This window comes from Nocardia implantans (assembly GCF_035544775.1).
Classification (GTDB): domain Bacteria; phylum Actinomycetota; class Actinomycetes; order Mycobacteriales; family Mycobacteriaceae; genus Nocardia; species Nocardia implantans.
The window spans coordinates 59,360-74,727 of record NZ_JAYKYQ010000018.1 but is presented as its reverse complement, the minus strand read 5'-3'; the positions used below and the strand labels follow the sequence as shown (position 1 = coordinate 74,727).

Here is a 15,368-nt window from a genome sequence, read left to right as displayed (position 1 = left end):
TCGAGGTCGCACGCGGGCGCCGGACCGCAGGAAGACGCCGGGGGCGGGTCCCGGCCGGGGCAGATCCGGGTGGGCCTGTCCACCGCCTCGGTGTATCCGCAGAACACCGAGGCCGCGTTCCGTTACGCCGCCGAACTCGGCTACGACGGCGTCGAGCTGATGGTCTGGGCCGAACCGGCCAGCCAGAGCATCGCCACCGTGCAGGCCTACTCGCGCCGGTACGGCGTTCCGGTGCTCGCGTTGCACGCGCCGTGCCTGTTGATCTCGCAGCGGGTGTGGGGCTCGGATCCGGTGGCCAAACTCGCGCGCAGCGTGCGTACGGCCGAAGCGCTCGGCGCGAGCACGGTGGTGGTGCATCCGCCGTTCCGCTGGCAGCGCCGCTACGCGGCCGGGTTCGCCGAGCAGGTGGCCGAGCTGGAGGAAGGCAGCCCGGTGATCGTTGCGGTGGAGAACATGTTCCCGATGCGGGCGGACACGCTGTTCGGCCGACGTGAAGGCGCGGTGCGCAGGCTGGAGCGCCGTGGCGGCCCCGGTCCCGCGCTCACCGCCTTCAGCCCGTCGTACGACCCGACCGACACCGGGTTCGCCCACTACACCCTGGACCTGTCGCACACCGCCACCGCCGGAGCCGACCCACTGGCGCTGGCCGCCCGGATGGGCTCGGGTCTGGCCCATTTGCACCTCGCCGACGGCAGGGGCGCCGCGCACGACGAACATCTCGTTCCCGGCGAGGGCACCCAGCCGTGCGAGGAGTTGTGCGCGAGCCTGGTCCGCACCGGTTTCACCGGCCAGGTCGTCGCGGAGATCAATACGCAGAACGCGCGCACCACCAAGGACCGGGCCGAGATGTTGCATCGCACGCTGGCCTTCGCCCGCAGGCATCTGACCGAGGCCGCCGCGCCCACTCCCGCGGGCGCGCGCCACAGCTCGCCCGAGCCGCCGATGTGACGCTCGTCGCTCCTCCGGTATGCGGCCATGTGGTCGGTCACCGGGTGCGTTGTACGTTGTACGAACCCGGTGCCGACAGCGCGGCAGCGCAGGACGCGATCGGGTGAGGTCGACGCAGGACAGGAGTGAGGATGACGACGGAGCTGACGGCCGATTTCGGCCCGGCGGCCACCACCGACGCACCGTTCAGCCAGGTGTGCGCGCTGGAACCGGTGCCGCCGACGACCCCGGACACCGGCCGCTACCTGGGTTTCATCGACGACATCTGGACCATCGGCCCGAAGGTGCACGGCGGAACCATGGTCGCGGGCAGCGCGGCCGCGGCGACGAATTGGCTGCGCGCGACCGATCCGGCTCTGGTCGGGATGGCGCCGGTCGCCGCGAGTTCCGATTTCCTCGGCGCGCCCAACCCGGGCGAGGTCGAATACGAGGTGCGTGTGCGGAAGATCGGCAGGCAGATCTGCCTCGCCGACACCGACCTCGTCCAGGACGGTCGCGTCCTGGTGCGCACGGCGCTGACGTTCAGCCGCCTCGACGACGCGAACCCGATCTACGCGCCGGAACACTCCGATATGCCCACGCAGCCGCCCGCCGATGCCATCGGCTACGAACCCGGCTCGCAGATGGGCGACATCGTGCACGTCGGCCGGGGCGCCGACATCCATCTCGACCGCGAGTGGGCCCGCTTCCTGGCGGGCGCGAAAGGCGAGCCGCGCCTGCGGATGTGGATCCGCCCGCGGCCGGGGGACGAGCAGGACCCCGATGTGGCGATGTACTTCGCCATGATGAGCGCCGACATGAGTCCGCCGGTGCCGATGAACCTCGGCCACTTCGGCTGGGCGCCCACCGTGCAGATGACCACCTACCTGCGCCGCAGGCCCGCACCGGGCTGGCTGCGGATCATCGCGACCACGCACGAGGTGGGCGAGCGCATGTTCGACGAGGATCAGCTGGTGCTCGACTCCACCGGCGCGGTCGTCGCGCAGAGTCGTCAGCTGGCGCTCGTTCCCCAGCGCTGAGCCCGCGCGCGCGCCGTCTAGCCTTGAGGCCCATGACGAGAATTGCGGTGATCGGTGGCGGGCGCATCGGGGAGGCGTTGGTCGCCGGGTTGCTGGAGTCCGGGCGGCTGACCAAGGACTTGGTCGTCGTGGAGACCCATCGGGAACGGGCCCATCAGCTCGCCGAGCGCTTCGGCATCCGGGTCACCGACGACCTGGCCGATGCCGCCGTCGGCGCGGACCTGCTGGTGATCGCGGTGAAGCCGGGCGACGTCGACGCCGTGCTCGCGCCGCTGGGCAAGGCCGAGATCGGCAGCGACCGCGATCAGGTGCTGGTGTCGCTGGCGGCCGGTGTGCCGACGGCGCGGTTGGAGGGCAAGATGCCCGCCGGGTTCCCCGTGGTGCGGGTGATGCCGAATACGCCGATGCTGGTGGGGCAGGGGATGAGCGTCATCGCGCCGGGGCGCTACGCGCGCGAGCAGCATCTGGAACTGGTGACCGAGGTGCTCGGCGCGGTGGGCAAGGTGGTCACCGTGTCCGAGAGTCAGATGGACGCCGTCACCGCGGTGTCCGGATCGGGGCCCGCCTACTTCTTCCTGGTCGTCGAGGCCATGGTGGACGCGGGCGTCGGGCTCGGGCTCACCAGGGATGTGGCCACCCAGCTGGTCGTGCAGACCATGGTCGGCTCGGCCGCCCTGCTGGACAGCTCGACCCAGACCGCCGCGGAATTGCGCGCCGCGGTGACCTCACCCGCGGGCACCACCGCGGCCGCGATCCGCGAACTGGAGCGCGGAGGACTACGCTCGGCGTTCTGGGAAGCTCTCTTCGCATCGAGGCAAAGGTCGGCCGAACAGGGCGCGTCAGCGGAATGACCGGTCGGTTCGAAATCGGAAAACCCGATTTCTCACTCCCGTCGCAGTAACACCACTGGTCCCGCTAAGCTCTCAAGTAGCACGTGCGTGTCTGTTCCGCCGGTGGGGAAGCCGGCGGCGCGGACGTGCCGGAGGTCAATGGTGCAATGATGTCTGCGAACAAGATGTCTGCGAATTCCGGAGCGTCCGGCGGCTCCGGTCCAGCGGGCGGTCGGGGGAATTCCCGCACACAGCGTGAGGCCGCGACACAGGGGCAACCCGTGCTCGGCGGCGGCACCCAGTTTCTCACCGTCGCCGAGGTGGCGAGTCTGATGCGGGTGTCCAAGATGACGGTCTACCGGCTGGTGCACTCGGGCGAGTTGCCCGCCGTGCGCGTCGGCCGGTCGTTCCGGGTGCACGCCAAGGCCGTGCACGACTATCTGGAAACGTCCTACTTCGACGCCGGATGAGGCGGTTTCGAGACCGCTGGGGCGTGACGGTACGATAGCTCCTCGGTTCGTGTTCGCCCGCCGGTGGCATCGCTGTTGGTTGCCCCGTGGTATCCGGCGGCGCGAACACGGGGCGTGAGGCTTGCCGCGTGACCCCGGCCCGTCGGCCGGGGCCAGGGCAGACGGGCGTCCGGCAATCGCGCACGGGCAGCGTGCGCGCCGAGTAGAGAGAACGCGAGGACAACCCTATGGGTTCTGTGATCAAGAAGCGCCGCAAGCGCATGTCGAAGAAGAAGCACCGCAAGCTGCTTCGCCGCACGCGTGTCCAGCGGCGCAAACTCGGCAAGTGAGCATCGCTGCGTGGTAGCCGCGCGGGCCCGTCACCAATAGGTGACGGGCTCTTTTATTTGAAACTTGCAATTTTGAAATCACCGTTTGTATCACGTGACTGAAGTCATCGTTAGATCCTGGTTAATACTCTCGGCGGAAGGGTAGGTACCCGCTACCCTTGGCACTGGGAATAATCACAAAGGCGGCTGGCAAGGGAAAGCGGGTGCCGGTGAGTTCTGAGGGTCGGGAAGCGCACGCGCCGAAGGTCGTGCTGGTCACCGGGGCCAGCCGCTTCTTCGGCGGCACGGTCGTCGCCCGCCTCGCTCAGCAGCCCGGGATCGAGCGGATTCTCGCCGTCGACACGATGACGCCGAGCCGGGAGTTGCAGCGGCGCATGGGCCGCGCCGAATTCGTGCGCGCGGACATTCGAAACCCCTTGATCCGTAAGGTGATCGATGGTGGCGAGGTGGACACCGTGGTGCACACCGCGCTTCTGACGCGCCCGCCTGCGGGCGGCGGTCGCGCGGTGATGAAGGATCACAACGTCCTCGGCGCCATGCAGCTGTTCGCGGTCTGCCAGAAGGTGGCATCGGTGCGCCGGGTGGTGCTGCGCTCGTCCTCGGCGGTTTACGGGTGCAGCGCCAAGGATCCCGCGAAATTCACCGAGGAAATGAGCGCGCGCACACCGCCGCGCGGCGGGTTCGCGCGGGACCTGATCGATATAGAGGGTTATGTTCGCGGGCTGGCCCGGCGGCGTCCCGATATCGCCACGTCAATTCTGCGGTTCGCCCCCATCGTCGGCCCCCGGCTGGCCGCTCGCGGCGTGCAATATCTGCGTTCGCCGGTGACCCCCACCGTATTCGGCCGGGACGCCAGAATGCAGCTGCTGCACGAGGAGGACGCGGTAGCCGCCTTGACGCACGCGGCGCGCGGCGCGGCGGCAGGCACGTACAACATCGCGGGCGACGGCGCGCTGTCGCTGTCGCAGGCGGTCCGGCGGGCGGGCCGGATCGAGGTGCCCGTTCCCTTCACGGTGTTCCGCACCGCTGGGCGCCTGCTCATGGGCCCGGTGATGCGGGAGTTCTCCGCCGAACAGCTCGACTATTTCCACTTCGGTTGTGGCCTGGACACCACACGCATGCGCACCGAATTCGGTTTCGTGCCACGCTGGACAACGGTGCAGGCGTTCGACGACTTCATCGGGGGCGCAGCGTTGCGGCCCGTGGTCGATCCAGCGTGGATCGACGCCGCAGAACACAAACTGCTCGGCCTGCTCGGGGCCGGTACGGGAGCACACCAATGAATGACGTAGCGAAAGTCATCCAACTCCACGATCTCCAGATCGAGGCGCGCCAGCGGCCCGTGCCACGGCGGCAAGCCGCGCCGAGTCCGGTGACGTCGCTGGCGGAGCGGCGCGCGGCGGTGGCGCCCGCCGCGCCCCAGTCGCTGTCGGGCGTGCTGCGCGGCGCCCTCGGCAAGCAGATCGCCAAGACCGCGGACTTCGCGCGCCGCAGGCTCACCGGCGACTACCAGATCGACGAGTTCGGTTTCGACGAGCACCTGCTCGAGTCGGTCATCCTGCCCGCCCTGCGCCCGCTGTCGGACCTGTGGTTCCGGGTCGAGGTCAGCGGGATGGACAACCTCCCGGAAGCGGGCGGCGCGCTGATCGTTGCCAATCACGCGGGCACGGTGCCGCTCGACGGCCTGATGTTGCAGTTGGCCGTGCACGATCGCCACCCCAAGCAGCGTGCGTTGCGGTTGCTCGCGGCCGATCTGATCTTCGAGACCCCCGTGCTCGGGGTGCTGGCTCGCCGGGCCGGCCATACGCTGGCCTGCCGGGAGGACGCCGAACGGCTGCTGCGCTCCGGCGAGCTGACCGGGGTGTTCCCCGAAGGATTCAAGGGCGTCGGCAAGCAGTACACCGATCGCTACAAGTTGCAGCGCTTCGGCCGCGGCGGCTTCGTCGCCGCGGCGGTGCGCACCGGCGTGCCGATCATCCCGTGCTCCATCGTCGGCTCCGAGGAGATCTACCCGAAGCTGGCCGACATCAAGCCGCTGGCCCGGCTGCTCGGCCTCCCGTACTTCCCGGTCACGCCGTTGTTCCCGCACCTGGGTCCGCTCGGCGCGGTGCCGCTGCCGTCGAAGTGGTACATCGAGTTCGGCGCCCCCATCCCGACCGCGCTGTACGAGCCGGAGGCCGCCGACGATCCGATGACCATGTTCGAGGTCACCGACCAGGTGCGCGAGACCATCCAGCAGACGCTCTACAAGCTGCTCACCAAGCGCCGCAACGTATTCACCGGTTAGATTGGCCGCGCCTCTGCGCGGCGTGTGCGCGGCCCCTCATGGCTCGAAAGACGTGGCTGTGATGAGCTGGGCGCGTTCGCCTTTCAGTGAACGTCGCGGCGGCGAGTGACCGCTGCTGCGACGGCGCCGCCCGCCGCGCCCAAGGCGAGCGCGGTGGGCACGCCGATCTTGGCGGCCTTGCGGCCGGTGCGGAAGTCGCGGATCTCCCAGCCCCGGTTCTTGGCGACTTCGCGCAGATCCGAGTCCGGGTTGATCGCCACGGCGGTGCCGACCAGCGAGAGCATCGGCACGTCGTTGTGGCTGTCGGAGTACGCGGTGCAGCGCTTGAGGTTCAGGCCCTCGCGGATCGCGAGGGTGCGCACCGCGTGCGCTTTGCCGAGCCCGTGCAGGATGTCGCCGACCAGCCGCCCGGTGAACTTCCCGTCCACGCTCTCGGCCACGGTGCCCAGCGCTCCGGTGAGCCCGAGCCGCTTCGCGATCACTTGCGCCAGTTCCACGGGGGTGGCGGTCACCAGCCACACCTGCTGGCCCGCGTCCAAGTGCATCTGCGCGAGCGCGCGGGTGCCCGGCCAGATCTTGTCGGCGATGATCTCGTCGTAGATCTCCTCGCCCAGCGCGGCCAGTTCGGCGGTCGAACGCCCGGCGATGAACGCCAGTGCCTTCTCCTTGCCGCTGGCCATGTCGGTGCTGTTCTCCTTGCCGGTGACCCGGAATTTCACCTGCTTCCAGGCGACGTCCACCAGATCGGAGGTCTTGAAGTACTTGCGCGCGGCGAGACCGCGGGCGAAGTGCACGATCGAGGCACCTTGCACCATGGTGTTGTCGACGTCGAAGAACGCCGCCGCGGTGAGATCGCGCGGCGCCTCAGGGCCCGCGGCCTCGGCCTCGCCGGCGGCCAATTCGGCGTCGTGCAGGGTGAGCGCCGCGTCGGCGCTGGCCTCACCGGCCAGATTGGCCCGCAATTCCTCTTCGGTGGGGCCGAAGGGGCTGCGCGAGATGCGGGCGAGCTGGTCCTGCAGACCCTGGCCCATCTGGCTCAGATTCCATCGCGCCGGAAACTCACCGAATCGTCCCGCGATGAATCCGGCCCTCGCCACCCTCGATCGTTCCGGCACCAGTACCTCCGCCCGTCGCGCGAACCATGTCAACAGTAGCCGGATCGGCCGACAGTCACGGCGGAAGGCGGCGCGCGACACAATCGCGTGGCGCGTACCGAGCCTTCGCGGCGTCGCGCCGCGGATTAAATTCCGGTCATGACCAATCACACACATTCGGTGACATTGCTGACTCGCGCGGGCTGCGGACTGTGTGCGACGGCACTGGAACAGCTGCGCGTGATCTGCGCCGAATTCGGTATCGAACCGGGCACCCTCGACGTCGACGAAGCCGCCGCTACCGACCCTGGCCTGCGCGCCGAGTACGGCGACCGGCTTCCCGTCGTGCTGCTCGACGGCCGCGAGCACAGCTATTTCGATGTCGACGAGACCCGATTGCGGGCCGACCTGAAGCGCTGAGCGCGCCGTTTTCCGTCCGATTCGGCCGCTGTGCTGGTCGCGGCGGAAAATGAGGCCAATTTCACCGACTTTGTGCAGGGCTTCACAAGCAGTTACGGTGGTGGCAACGCGACCCGCATGCCGAGGCTGCGGAGCCGCCCCGAAATCCGAAACTTCGACCCCATGGCACCGGACCGTCCCCGGTCAGAGGGGGTCGAGCGACGAACCGGAGCCCGAGGCCCGGGACGAGGAGCCGACGACGTGACAGAGCAGCATGAGGCGCCAGGCGGCGTCTCCGGCAGGGCTCTGCAGAAGGACATCCCGCAGGCCACCGTCGCGCGGCTGGCTACCTATCTTCGGGTCCTCGCCATGTTGGCCGACGACGGTGTTGCCATCGTATCGAGTGAGGAACTGGCTGTCGCGGCGGGTGTCAATTCGGCCAAATTGCGCAAGGATCTGTCCTTCCTCGGCCCCAACGGGGTGCGCGGCGTCGGCTACGACGTGGCCAAGCTCCGCGCCCGGATCGAAGACGTGCTCGGCCTGTCGCAGGGTCATCGCGTCGTGCTGGTCGGCGCGGGGAACCTGGGCCGGGCCCTGGTCGGTTACGGCGGGTTCCGGCGGCGCGGATTCACCGTCGTCGGCATTCTCGACAGCGACCCGGAGGTGATCGGCATGCCGGTCGCGGGCTTGGTGGTGCGCGACGTCGCGGAACTGCCCGCGGCGGTCGCCGAGCTGGAACCGACCATCGCGGTGATCACCGTTCCCGACGACGCGGCCCAGGACGTGTGCGATCGGCTCGTCGCGTCCGGATTGCAGTCGATCCTGAGCTTCGCGCCCTGCGAGCTGGTCGCACCGGCGACGGTCGAGGTCCGTCGCGTCGACCTGGCCGTCGAGATGCAGATGCTGTCGTTCGAGCGGATGCGCAACGCGGAGCAGGCTCCGCTGCCGGAGGTCGCGCACGCCGGATCGGGCCGCATCGCGCACCGCCTGCCGACATCGCACACGGCGCCTGCGCACCCGGCACTCCAGCACGCGACAACCCCGCATACGACAACCTCGCATACGGCAACGGAGCCAAGCAGCAAGGGATCGGTGGTCACACCATGAGCGTTCTTCTCGTCGGCATCTCACACCGCAGCGCGCCGGTCCCCGTGCTGGAGAAGGTGGCCGTCACCGACGCCGACCGACCCAAGCTGATCGACCGCCTGATCTCCTCCAGTCACGTGTCCGAGGCGATGATCGTCTCCACCTGCAACCGGGTCGAGGTCTACGCGGTGGTCGACGCCTTCCACGGCGGTCTCGCCGAGATCGGCGACCTGCTGACCAAGCACTCCGGCCTGCCGATGCCTGATCTGACCAAGCACGCCTACGTCCGCTACTCCGAGGCCGCCGCCGAGCACCTGTTCGCGGTGGCCAGCGGGCTGGACTCGATGGTGATCGGCGAGCAGCAGGTGCTCAGCCAGATCCGCGGCGCCTACGCCTCCGCCGACGCGCAGCGCGCGGTGGGACGGACCCTGCACGAGCTGGCGCAGCACGCGCTGCGGGTCGGCAAGCGGGTGCACGCCGAAACCGGCATCGACCGCGCGGGCGCGTCGGTGGTGTCGGTCGCGCTCGATCGCGCGCAGCAAGTGCTCGGCCCGCTGGCAGGCCGGACCGCCGCGGTGGTCGGAGCAGGCGCGATGGGCGGTCTCGCGGTCGCGCATCTGTCCCGCGCAGGCATCGGCCGGATCATCGTGGTGAACCGCACCATCGCGCGGGCGCGCAGACTCGCCGAGACCGCGCGGTCGCACGGCGTCGATGCCGAGGCCATGGAGCTGTCGCGGCTCACCGAGGCGATGTCGGCGACCGATGTGGTGATCACCTGCACCGGCGCGGTCGGCGCGGTCGTGACGCTCGCCGACACCCACCGCGCGCTCACCGACCGTGAGCGCGGCGAGGAATCCGCCACGGTGGAGCGGCCGTTGGTGTTCTGCGATCTCGGCCTTCCGCGCGATGTGGAGCACGCCGTGGCCGGGCTGCCCGGCGTCACGCTCATCGACATCGAGACGCTGCAACGCGATCCGGCGGCGGGAGCCGCCGCCGACGACACCGCCGCCGCCCGGTCGATCGTCGCCGACGAACTCGCGAAGTACCTGGCCGGACAGCGGATGGCCGAGGTGACCCCGACCGTGGCGGCGCTGCGCCAGCGCGCCGCGGAGGTGGTCGAGGCGGAACTGCTGCGGCTGGATTCGCGGCTGCCCGGTCTCGCCGACCCGGAACGCGACGAGGTCGCGCGCACGGTGCGCCGGGTGGTCGACAAGTTGCTGCACGCGCCGACGGTGCGGGTCAAGCAGCTGGCGTCCACACCGGGCGGCGACAGCTACGCCGAGGCGCTGCGCGAATTGTTCGAACTGAAGCCGGGCGCGGCCCAGGCGGTCGCAGCGCCGATGGAGATCACCGCGCTCGCGGGCGATCGCGCCGAGATCACATTGGCCGACGGGGAGATCGCGCTGGCCGACGACTTCACCGCGGGCCATCGCGGCGAGGGACAGGGGCAGACGGCATGACCATGGTCCACCAAGAAGGCAACGCCACCGCGGGCGGCACTCGCGCACCGTGGCGGATCGGCACCCGAGGGAGCCTGCTCGCGCTGACCCAGGCGGGCACCGTGCGCGACGCGCTGATCGCGGCCGGGCAGCCCGCCGAGCTGGTCGTGATCAAGACCGCCGGTGACCTGTCCTCGGATCCGGTGCAGAAGATCGGCGTCGGCGTGTTCACCTCCGCGCTACGCGACGAGCTGGCCGCGGGCACGATCGACATCGCCGTGCACTCCTACAAGGACCTGCCGACCGCGCAGGACCCGCGCTTCACCATCGCCGCCATCCCGCCGAGGGAGGACCCGCGCGACGCGCTGGTCGCGCGCGACGGGCTGGTTCTCGGTGAGCTGCCCGCCGGCGCCAAGGTCGGCACCTCCGCGCCGCGCCGCGCCGCCCAGTTGCGGGCGCTCGGGCTCGGCCTGGACATCGTCCCGCTGCGCGGCAACCTGGACACCAGGCTGCGCAAGGTGAGCGAGGGCGAACTGGACGCCGTGGTGGTGGCCAGAGCCGGACTGGCCCGTATCGACCGGCTGGACGCGGTCACCGAGTCGCTGGAGCCGGTGCAGATGCTCTCCGCGCCCGCGCAGGGCGCGCTCGCGGTGGAATGCCGCAGCGACCACACCGCGCTGGTGGAGATCCTCTCCGGCCTGGACGACGCGGCCACCCGCGCGTCGGTCATCGCCGAGCGGGCGCTGCTGGCCGAACTGGAGGCGGGCTGCACCGCACCGGTCGGCGCGGTCGCCGAGGTGGTGGAATCGCTCGACGACGACGGGCGGATCGTGGACGAGCTGTCGCTGCGCGCGTGCGCGGCGGCCGTCGACGGATCCGACGTGCTGCGAGCCTCGGTGGTCGGCGCCCCCGGCGACGCCGCCGAACTCGGCCGCGCGCTTGCCCGCGAGTTGCTCGACATGGGTGCGCGCGAGTTGCTCGCCACCGAACCGGACGACGGTTCCCCCATCCGGGCGGTGAGTTCGCCCGCCACAGACTTGCCCAACCCCAGCCCAATGGAGAACAGCCGATGAGCGGAAGCATAGGCACCGTGCCCTCGGGTATGCCGGAGCCGAGCGCAAGCGAGGTGCAGGCATGAGCCGAGCCACGAAGAAGCACCCCGGTCGCATCCTTTTCGTCGGATCGGGTCCGGGTGACCCGGCGCTGCTCACCGTACGGGCCCGTGAGGTGATCGGGCGGGCGACGCTGGCGTTCACCGACCCCGACGTCGACAAGGGCGTGCTCGCTCTGATCGGCACCTCGGTCGAGGCGGGTCCCGACGGGGAACGTCCGGTCGACGTGCGGCCCGCGCTGGGCGAACCCGCCGAGGTGGCCAAGACGCTCATCGCCGAAGCGCGCGCCGGGCACGACGTGGTCCGCGTGGTCGCGGGCGACCCGCTGACCACCGACTCGGTGATCGCCGAGGTCAACGCCGTCACCCGGTCGCACATGGTCTTCGAGGTACTGCCCGGCCTGCCCAACGGCTCCGCGGTGCCCAGCTACGCGGGCATCGCGCTGGGTTCCGGGCACACCGAGGCGGACGTGCGCGGCGAGGTGGACTGGGCCGCGCTCGCGGCCGCGCCCGGTCCGCTGGTGCTGCACGCGACCTCCGGTCATCTCGCGGAGACCGCGAGCGCCCTCGTCGAGCACGGCATGGCTCCGCAGACCCCGGTCGCGGTGACGGTGCGGGGCACCACCCGCCAACAGCGCACCATCGAGGCCACCTTGGCCACCCTGAACAGCGCGGCCTCCGAACTGGTCGGCCCGCTGGTGGTGACCATCGGCAAGGTGGTCGCGCAACGCTCGAAGATGTCCTGGTGGGAGTCGCGCGCGCTGTACGGCTGGACCGTGCTGGTGCCGCGCACCAAGGACCAGGCAGCGGAGATGAGCGAACGGCTCGTCACGCACGGCGCCATCCCGATGGAAGTGCCGACCATCGCGGTCGAGCCGCCGCGCAGCCCCGCCCAGATGGAGCGCGCGGTCAAGGGTTTGGTCGACGGGCGCTACCAGTGGGTGGTGTTCACCTCCACCAACGCGGTGCGCGCGGTGTGGGAGAAGTTCGCCGAGTTCGGTCTGGACGCGCGGGCGTTCTCCGGTGTGAAGATCGCCTGCGTGGGGGAGGCGACCGCGGACAAGGTGCGCTCGTTCGGCATCAACCCCGAGCTGGTGCCCAGCGGCGAGCAGTCCTCCGAGGGCCTGCTGGCCGACTTCCCGCCCTACGACGACGTGTTCGACCCGGTGAACCGGGTGCTGCTGCCGCGCGCCGACATCGCCACCGAGACGCTGGCCGAGGGTCTGCGCGACCGCGGCTGGGAGATCGATGACGTCACCGCCTACCGCACGGTGCGCGCGTCGCCGCCGCCCGCGGAGACCCGCGAGATGATCAAGACCGGCGGTTTCGACGCGGTCCTGTTCACCTCGTCCTCCACGGTGCGCAACCTGGTCGGCATCGCGGGCAAGCCGCACGCACGCACCATCGTGGCCTGCATCGGCCCCAAGACCGCCGAGACCGCCATCGAATTCGGCCTGCGCGTGGACGTGCAGCCCGATGTGGCCCAGGTCGGTCCCCTGGTCGAAGCGCTGGCCGAGCACGCGGCCCGGCTGCGCGCCGAAGGACTTCTGCCGCCGCCGCGCAAGAAGAGCCGCCGCAGCAGGTAGCTGTGTTGGATTTGCCGCGACTTCGTCGCCGCGAACGCGCATGCTCGGTCTCGCTTCGCTCGAAACCTGTGGTCGGGGTGCGCTGGGTGCGTGAGTGGTTCGAGGTCGCGACCCGGTGCGCGGTCAGGGCCGCCGACTGTCGGGAGCGAGCGCGATTCGGCGCGGGGTGCCGCGGCCATCTGATGGCGCACACGTGAGCCGGGTCGCGAACGGCGGATGCTGAGTCTCGCTTCGCTCGAAAGACGTGGTTGAGCTGGCGTATTCGGGGGCGAGTGGGGCTTCTCTGTTGGGGGCAGCCCTCATTCGAGGCCGGAGCAATGTCGGATGTGGCCGGGTGCCGCGTCGAGAAGTGGGCTCGCTTGTCCGAGCCGACCCGGCCGCGGATCTTCGAGACCATCGAGCTCGAGATCAACCTGCCAGAGCATCAGGACACCGCGATGGCTTCCGCAGCGGGCGGTCCGCTGTTCGCCTACGACACCCACTACTGCGCCGCGAACCGGGCGGCCGATCCCACGGCCCTGGCGCGCAGTTGGACGTCCTCGGGCATCCGCGCCTTCGATGTCCGGGACCCGGCGGCGGTCCGGGAGATCGCCTACTACGGAGATCCGGACGGGTATGAGCTGGACCCGGTACAGCCGACTCGGGGTCGGCTGTACCGGGTCCAGCTGTAGGGATCAGCGCGGGCTGCGCCACTCGAAGGTCAGTACCGCCTGCGCATCAAGGTGCGGACCATGGCGCAGGTGGCGTCCGACGGCGGGCGGATGCCGATCACCTCGGCGGTGTGCCGGATCCGCTTGTTCGTCGCGTAACTCGGCGCGTAGACGCCCGAGTCGAGCAGGGCGATCGCCAGGCGCATCGCCTTGAGCCGCCGGTTGTGCATGACGTACCACGCCCGGGGGCGGCCCGGTGGCAGCGGGCGCTTCTGTAAAGGGGAGTAGGGGCGATCGATGAGAACGGTTTGCGGTGTGCGCATTGGCATCCCTCCCGTGGCGATCGGGGGCGGGCGAGCCCCCTCGAACGTACCTTCGATTCTACCCGGGGGTACCGACAAATTCCGCTGGCCAGAAGGGTTTTCGAGGGCCGGACGGGCGGCGGTCACAGATCGTGCAGCAGCCGCAGCGACTGCGGATGACCGAGCGCGGCCGCGCGTTCGAGCCACTGCCGCGCCTCCAACTGCGCCGGCGTGCGGCCGGTTGCGATGGCGGCGGCGGTACGCAGTACTTCAGGGTCGGCGAAATCACCTGCGAGGTAAGGAGTGTTGGCGGCGCGCAGCAACAACGCGAGGTGGAACATCGAGTCCGGATCGCCCGCTTCGGCGCCCCTGCGCAACCACCGCTCGCCCTCGGCGGGTTCGCCGCGGTCCAGATACAGGGCGCCCAGCACCGCCATCGCATCGGTTCTTCCCCGTCGCGCGGCCTCGGTGAGCAGGTCTATCGCGCGGTCGAATTCGCCGCGGCGCGCCAGGCGCAGGCCGAGACTGCGCATGGCCGTGGGATTTCCGGCGCGAGCGGCTCGCTCGTACCACTGCTCGGCCTCTTCGTCACGTCCGCGCCGGTTGGCGATGACGCCCATGTTGCACAGCGCTTCGGGCAACCCGCGCTCGGCGGCGGGCCGCAGCCAGCGCTCGGCCTCATCGATATTCCCGCGCTCGGTGTGCAGCAGACCCAGCTGCACGCCCGCCGCCTGGTTGCCTCGCGCGGCGGCGGTCTCCAGCCAGTGGATCCCCTCGCCGATCCGCCCGTCGGCTCCCAGCAGCGCGCCGAGCATGCCCATCGCGGGCGCGCTGCCACCCGCGGCGGCCCGGCGCAGCCAGTGTTCGGCGCCCGCCGCGTCGCCCGCGTCCCACAGCGCTTCGGCGCGCCGTTGCATGGCGAGCAGTTCGAGCTCGCTCGGCGGCTCGGTCATCTCAGCAGCCCGTCTCGCGGTACCCCACGCCGTCCATCATCGCGCTTGTTCCATCGGGACGTGGTACCCGTTCGCGTGCGCGTACGCGGTCAGCTGCGCGTCGTAGTTGCGCAGGCTGTCCAGCAGCCAGGTGTGCCCGGTGTCCTTGACGACCACGATCGGCCCGCGGCTGCCCGGCGGGAGCGTGGGCACGGAGCCGTCGAGGTACCAGGATGTGGTCGACCACGGGAAGATGAAGGCCCAGCCGATGTCGGCGACCCGGTGCGGCGGGCCGAGTTGGAGGGGATCGGCCGGGGTGGCATGCCGTGCGCTGTGCTCGGCGAGCAGATGCCGCGCGCTGTTGCGGGCCACGCGCACGTCCAGCGGTCCGGAGGCGGTGTCCGGAAACCGCAGGCTGGTCTCCGCCCCGGCGCACAGCCGTCGGCCCGCCGCCTCCGTCACCTGGCACGGTCTGCTCTGCAGGCGCAGGAAGACGCTGCGGGCGGTGTCGGAGTAGCGCAACCCGACGGTGGCGTCCTCCGTGCCGCCGACCAAGTGCGTCCCCCGGCTGCGTATCCATTCCGGCTCGTCGGGACGGATGCCGAGCATCCGGAAGGCGACGTGCGCGCCCGGCATGACCTCGGGCGGGGCCGATTGCCGCGCGACGAACTCGACGCCGAAGTTCTGCCCGGTGGCGTCGGTGGCCCGCCAGATCCGCAGCACGGACGCGGGCGCAGGCAGACCGTCGGTCAGCACGGGCCACCAGTCCGCCAGCAACACCGCCGCCCACGATTCGAAGTCGGCGGCTCTGGCCAGCGAGATGTCGATGTGCGGATCGGTCATGCTTGTCCCCCAGCGGGTCTCGCCTAGTCGGAGTATGCGCCTT

The 15,368-nt window shown here is 70.3% G+C and carries 17 protein-coding genes; 13 read left to right on the top strand and 4 right to left on the bottom strand.

Annotated features, from left to right (window positions below; translation table 11 throughout):
* Nucleotides 1-69: 69 nt before the first annotated feature.
* The 7 genes from U3653_RS30890 (at nt 70) to U3653_RS30860 (ending at nt 5,883) form a co-directional block, all read left to right on the top strand.
* The gene (locus tag U3653_RS30890) at nt 70-948 is read left to right on the top strand and encodes a sugar phosphate isomerase/epimerase family protein (protein ID WP_195083186.1); all 879 of its coding nucleotides are present in this window, start codon (nt 70-72) and stop codon (nt 946-948) included.
* Between the two features lie 131 nt (nt 949-1,079).
* The gene (locus U3653_RS30885; RefSeq protein ID WP_195083143.1) at nt 1,080-1,967 is read left to right on the top strand and encodes a thioesterase family protein; all 888 of its coding nucleotides are present in this window, start codon (nt 1,080-1,082) and stop codon (nt 1,965-1,967) included.
* Nucleotides 1,968-1,999: 32 nt separating this feature from the next.
* The gene (gene proC, locus U3653_RS30880; RefSeq protein WP_195083142.1) at nt 2,000-2,818 is read left to right on the top strand and encodes a pyrroline-5-carboxylate reductase; all 819 of its coding nucleotides are present in this window, start codon (nt 2,000-2,002) and stop codon (nt 2,816-2,818) included.
* A gap of 146 nt (nt 2,819-2,964) precedes the next feature.
* Entirely contained in the window at nt 2,965-3,267 is a 303-nt protein-coding gene (locus tag U3653_RS30875; RefSeq protein WP_379044736.1) for a helix-turn-helix domain-containing protein, read from the top strand.
* Nucleotides 3,268-3,494: 227 nt separating this feature from the next.
* Nucleotides 3,495-3,596, top strand: coding sequence for a 30S ribosomal protein bS22 (locus U3653_RS30870; RefSeq protein ID WP_003402602.1), 102 nt, complete (start codon nt 3,495-3,497; stop codon nt 3,594-3,596).
* Between the two features lie 209 nt (nt 3,597-3,805).
* A complete protein-coding gene (locus tag U3653_RS30865) occupies nt 3,806-4,879 on the top strand; it encodes an NAD-dependent epimerase/dehydratase family protein (protein WP_323124665.1) in 1,074 nt (357 codons plus the stop codon).
* A complete protein-coding gene (locus U3653_RS30860; protein WP_195083141.1) occupies nt 4,876-5,883 on the top strand; it encodes a lysophospholipid acyltransferase family protein in 1,008 nt (335 codons plus the stop codon). Before U3653_RS30865 ends, U3653_RS30860 begins: the two co-directional genes overlap by 4 nt.
* 83 nt (nt 5,884-5,966) lie before the next feature.
* Here U3653_RS30860 and U3653_RS30855 read toward each other — a convergent pair whose 3' ends face one another.
* Nucleotides 5,967-6,914 (bottom strand): HAD family hydrolase, encoded by a 948-nt coding sequence (locus U3653_RS30855; RefSeq protein WP_323124666.1) that lies wholly within the window; start codon nt 6,912-6,914, stop codon nt 5,967-5,969.
* 222 nt (nt 6,915-7,136) lie between these two features.
* On the opposite strand from U3653_RS30855, the gene U3653_RS30850 reads away from it, so the two are divergent.
* From U3653_RS30850 to U3653_RS30825, 6 genes are all read left to right on the top strand, one after another.
* Nucleotides 7,137-7,397, top strand: coding sequence for a glutaredoxin family protein (locus tag U3653_RS30850; RefSeq protein ID WP_195083139.1), 261 nt, complete (start codon nt 7,137-7,139; stop codon nt 7,395-7,397).
* Nucleotides 7,398-7,637: 240 nt separating this feature from the next.
* Nucleotides 7,638-8,483, top strand: coding sequence for a redox-sensing transcriptional repressor Rex (locus U3653_RS30845; RefSeq protein ID WP_195083138.1), 846 nt, complete (start codon nt 7,638-7,640; stop codon nt 8,481-8,483).
* Nucleotides 8,480-9,922 (top strand): glutamyl-tRNA reductase, encoded by a 1,443-nt coding sequence (locus U3653_RS30840; protein ID WP_195083137.1) that lies wholly within the window; start codon nt 8,480-8,482, stop codon nt 9,920-9,922. Before U3653_RS30845 ends, U3653_RS30840 begins: the two co-directional genes overlap by 4 nt.
* Nucleotides 9,919-10,974, top strand: a complete 1,056-nt coding sequence (gene hemC, locus U3653_RS30835) for a hydroxymethylbilane synthase (protein ID WP_323124667.1) — start codon at nt 9,919-9,921, stop codon at nt 10,972-10,974. The genes U3653_RS30840 and hemC overlap by 4 nt, the downstream gene beginning before the upstream one ends.
* A 61-nt stretch (nt 10,975-11,035) precedes the next feature.
* Nucleotides 11,036-12,598 carry a bifunctional uroporphyrinogen-III C-methyltransferase/uroporphyrinogen-III synthase gene (locus U3653_RS30830; protein ID WP_067810871.1) on the top strand — a complete coding sequence of 521 codons (1,563 nt, stop codon included), beginning with the start codon at nt 11,036-11,038 and terminating at the stop codon, nt 12,596-12,598.
* Nucleotides 12,599-12,957: 359 nt separating this feature from the next.
* Nucleotides 12,958-13,269 carry a hypothetical protein gene (locus U3653_RS30825; protein ID WP_195083136.1) on the top strand — a complete coding sequence of 104 codons (312 nt, stop codon included), beginning with the start codon at nt 12,958-12,960 and terminating at the stop codon, nt 13,267-13,269.
* A gap of 29 nt (nt 13,270-13,298) precedes the next feature.
* On the opposite strand, the gene U3653_RS30820 is transcribed toward U3653_RS30825, so the two are convergent.
* The 3 genes from U3653_RS30820 to U3653_RS30810 form a co-directional block, all read right to left on the bottom strand.
* Complete coding sequence (locus U3653_RS30820; protein ID WP_195083135.1) at nt 13,299-13,571, bottom strand: hypothetical protein; 273 nt, start codon at nt 13,569-13,571, stop codon at nt 13,299-13,301.
* Nucleotides 13,572-13,693: 122 nt separating this feature from the next.
* Nucleotides 13,694-14,503 (bottom strand): tetratricopeptide repeat protein, encoded by an 810-nt coding sequence (locus U3653_RS30815; RefSeq protein WP_195083134.1) that lies wholly within the window; start codon nt 14,501-14,503, stop codon nt 13,694-13,696.
* A 36-nt stretch (nt 14,504-14,539) separates the two neighbouring features.
* A complete protein-coding gene (locus tag U3653_RS30810) occupies nt 14,540-15,325 on the bottom strand; it encodes a hypothetical protein (RefSeq protein WP_195083133.1) in 786 nt (261 codons plus the stop codon).
* Between the last annotated feature and the right edge of the window lie 43 nt (nt 15,326-15,368).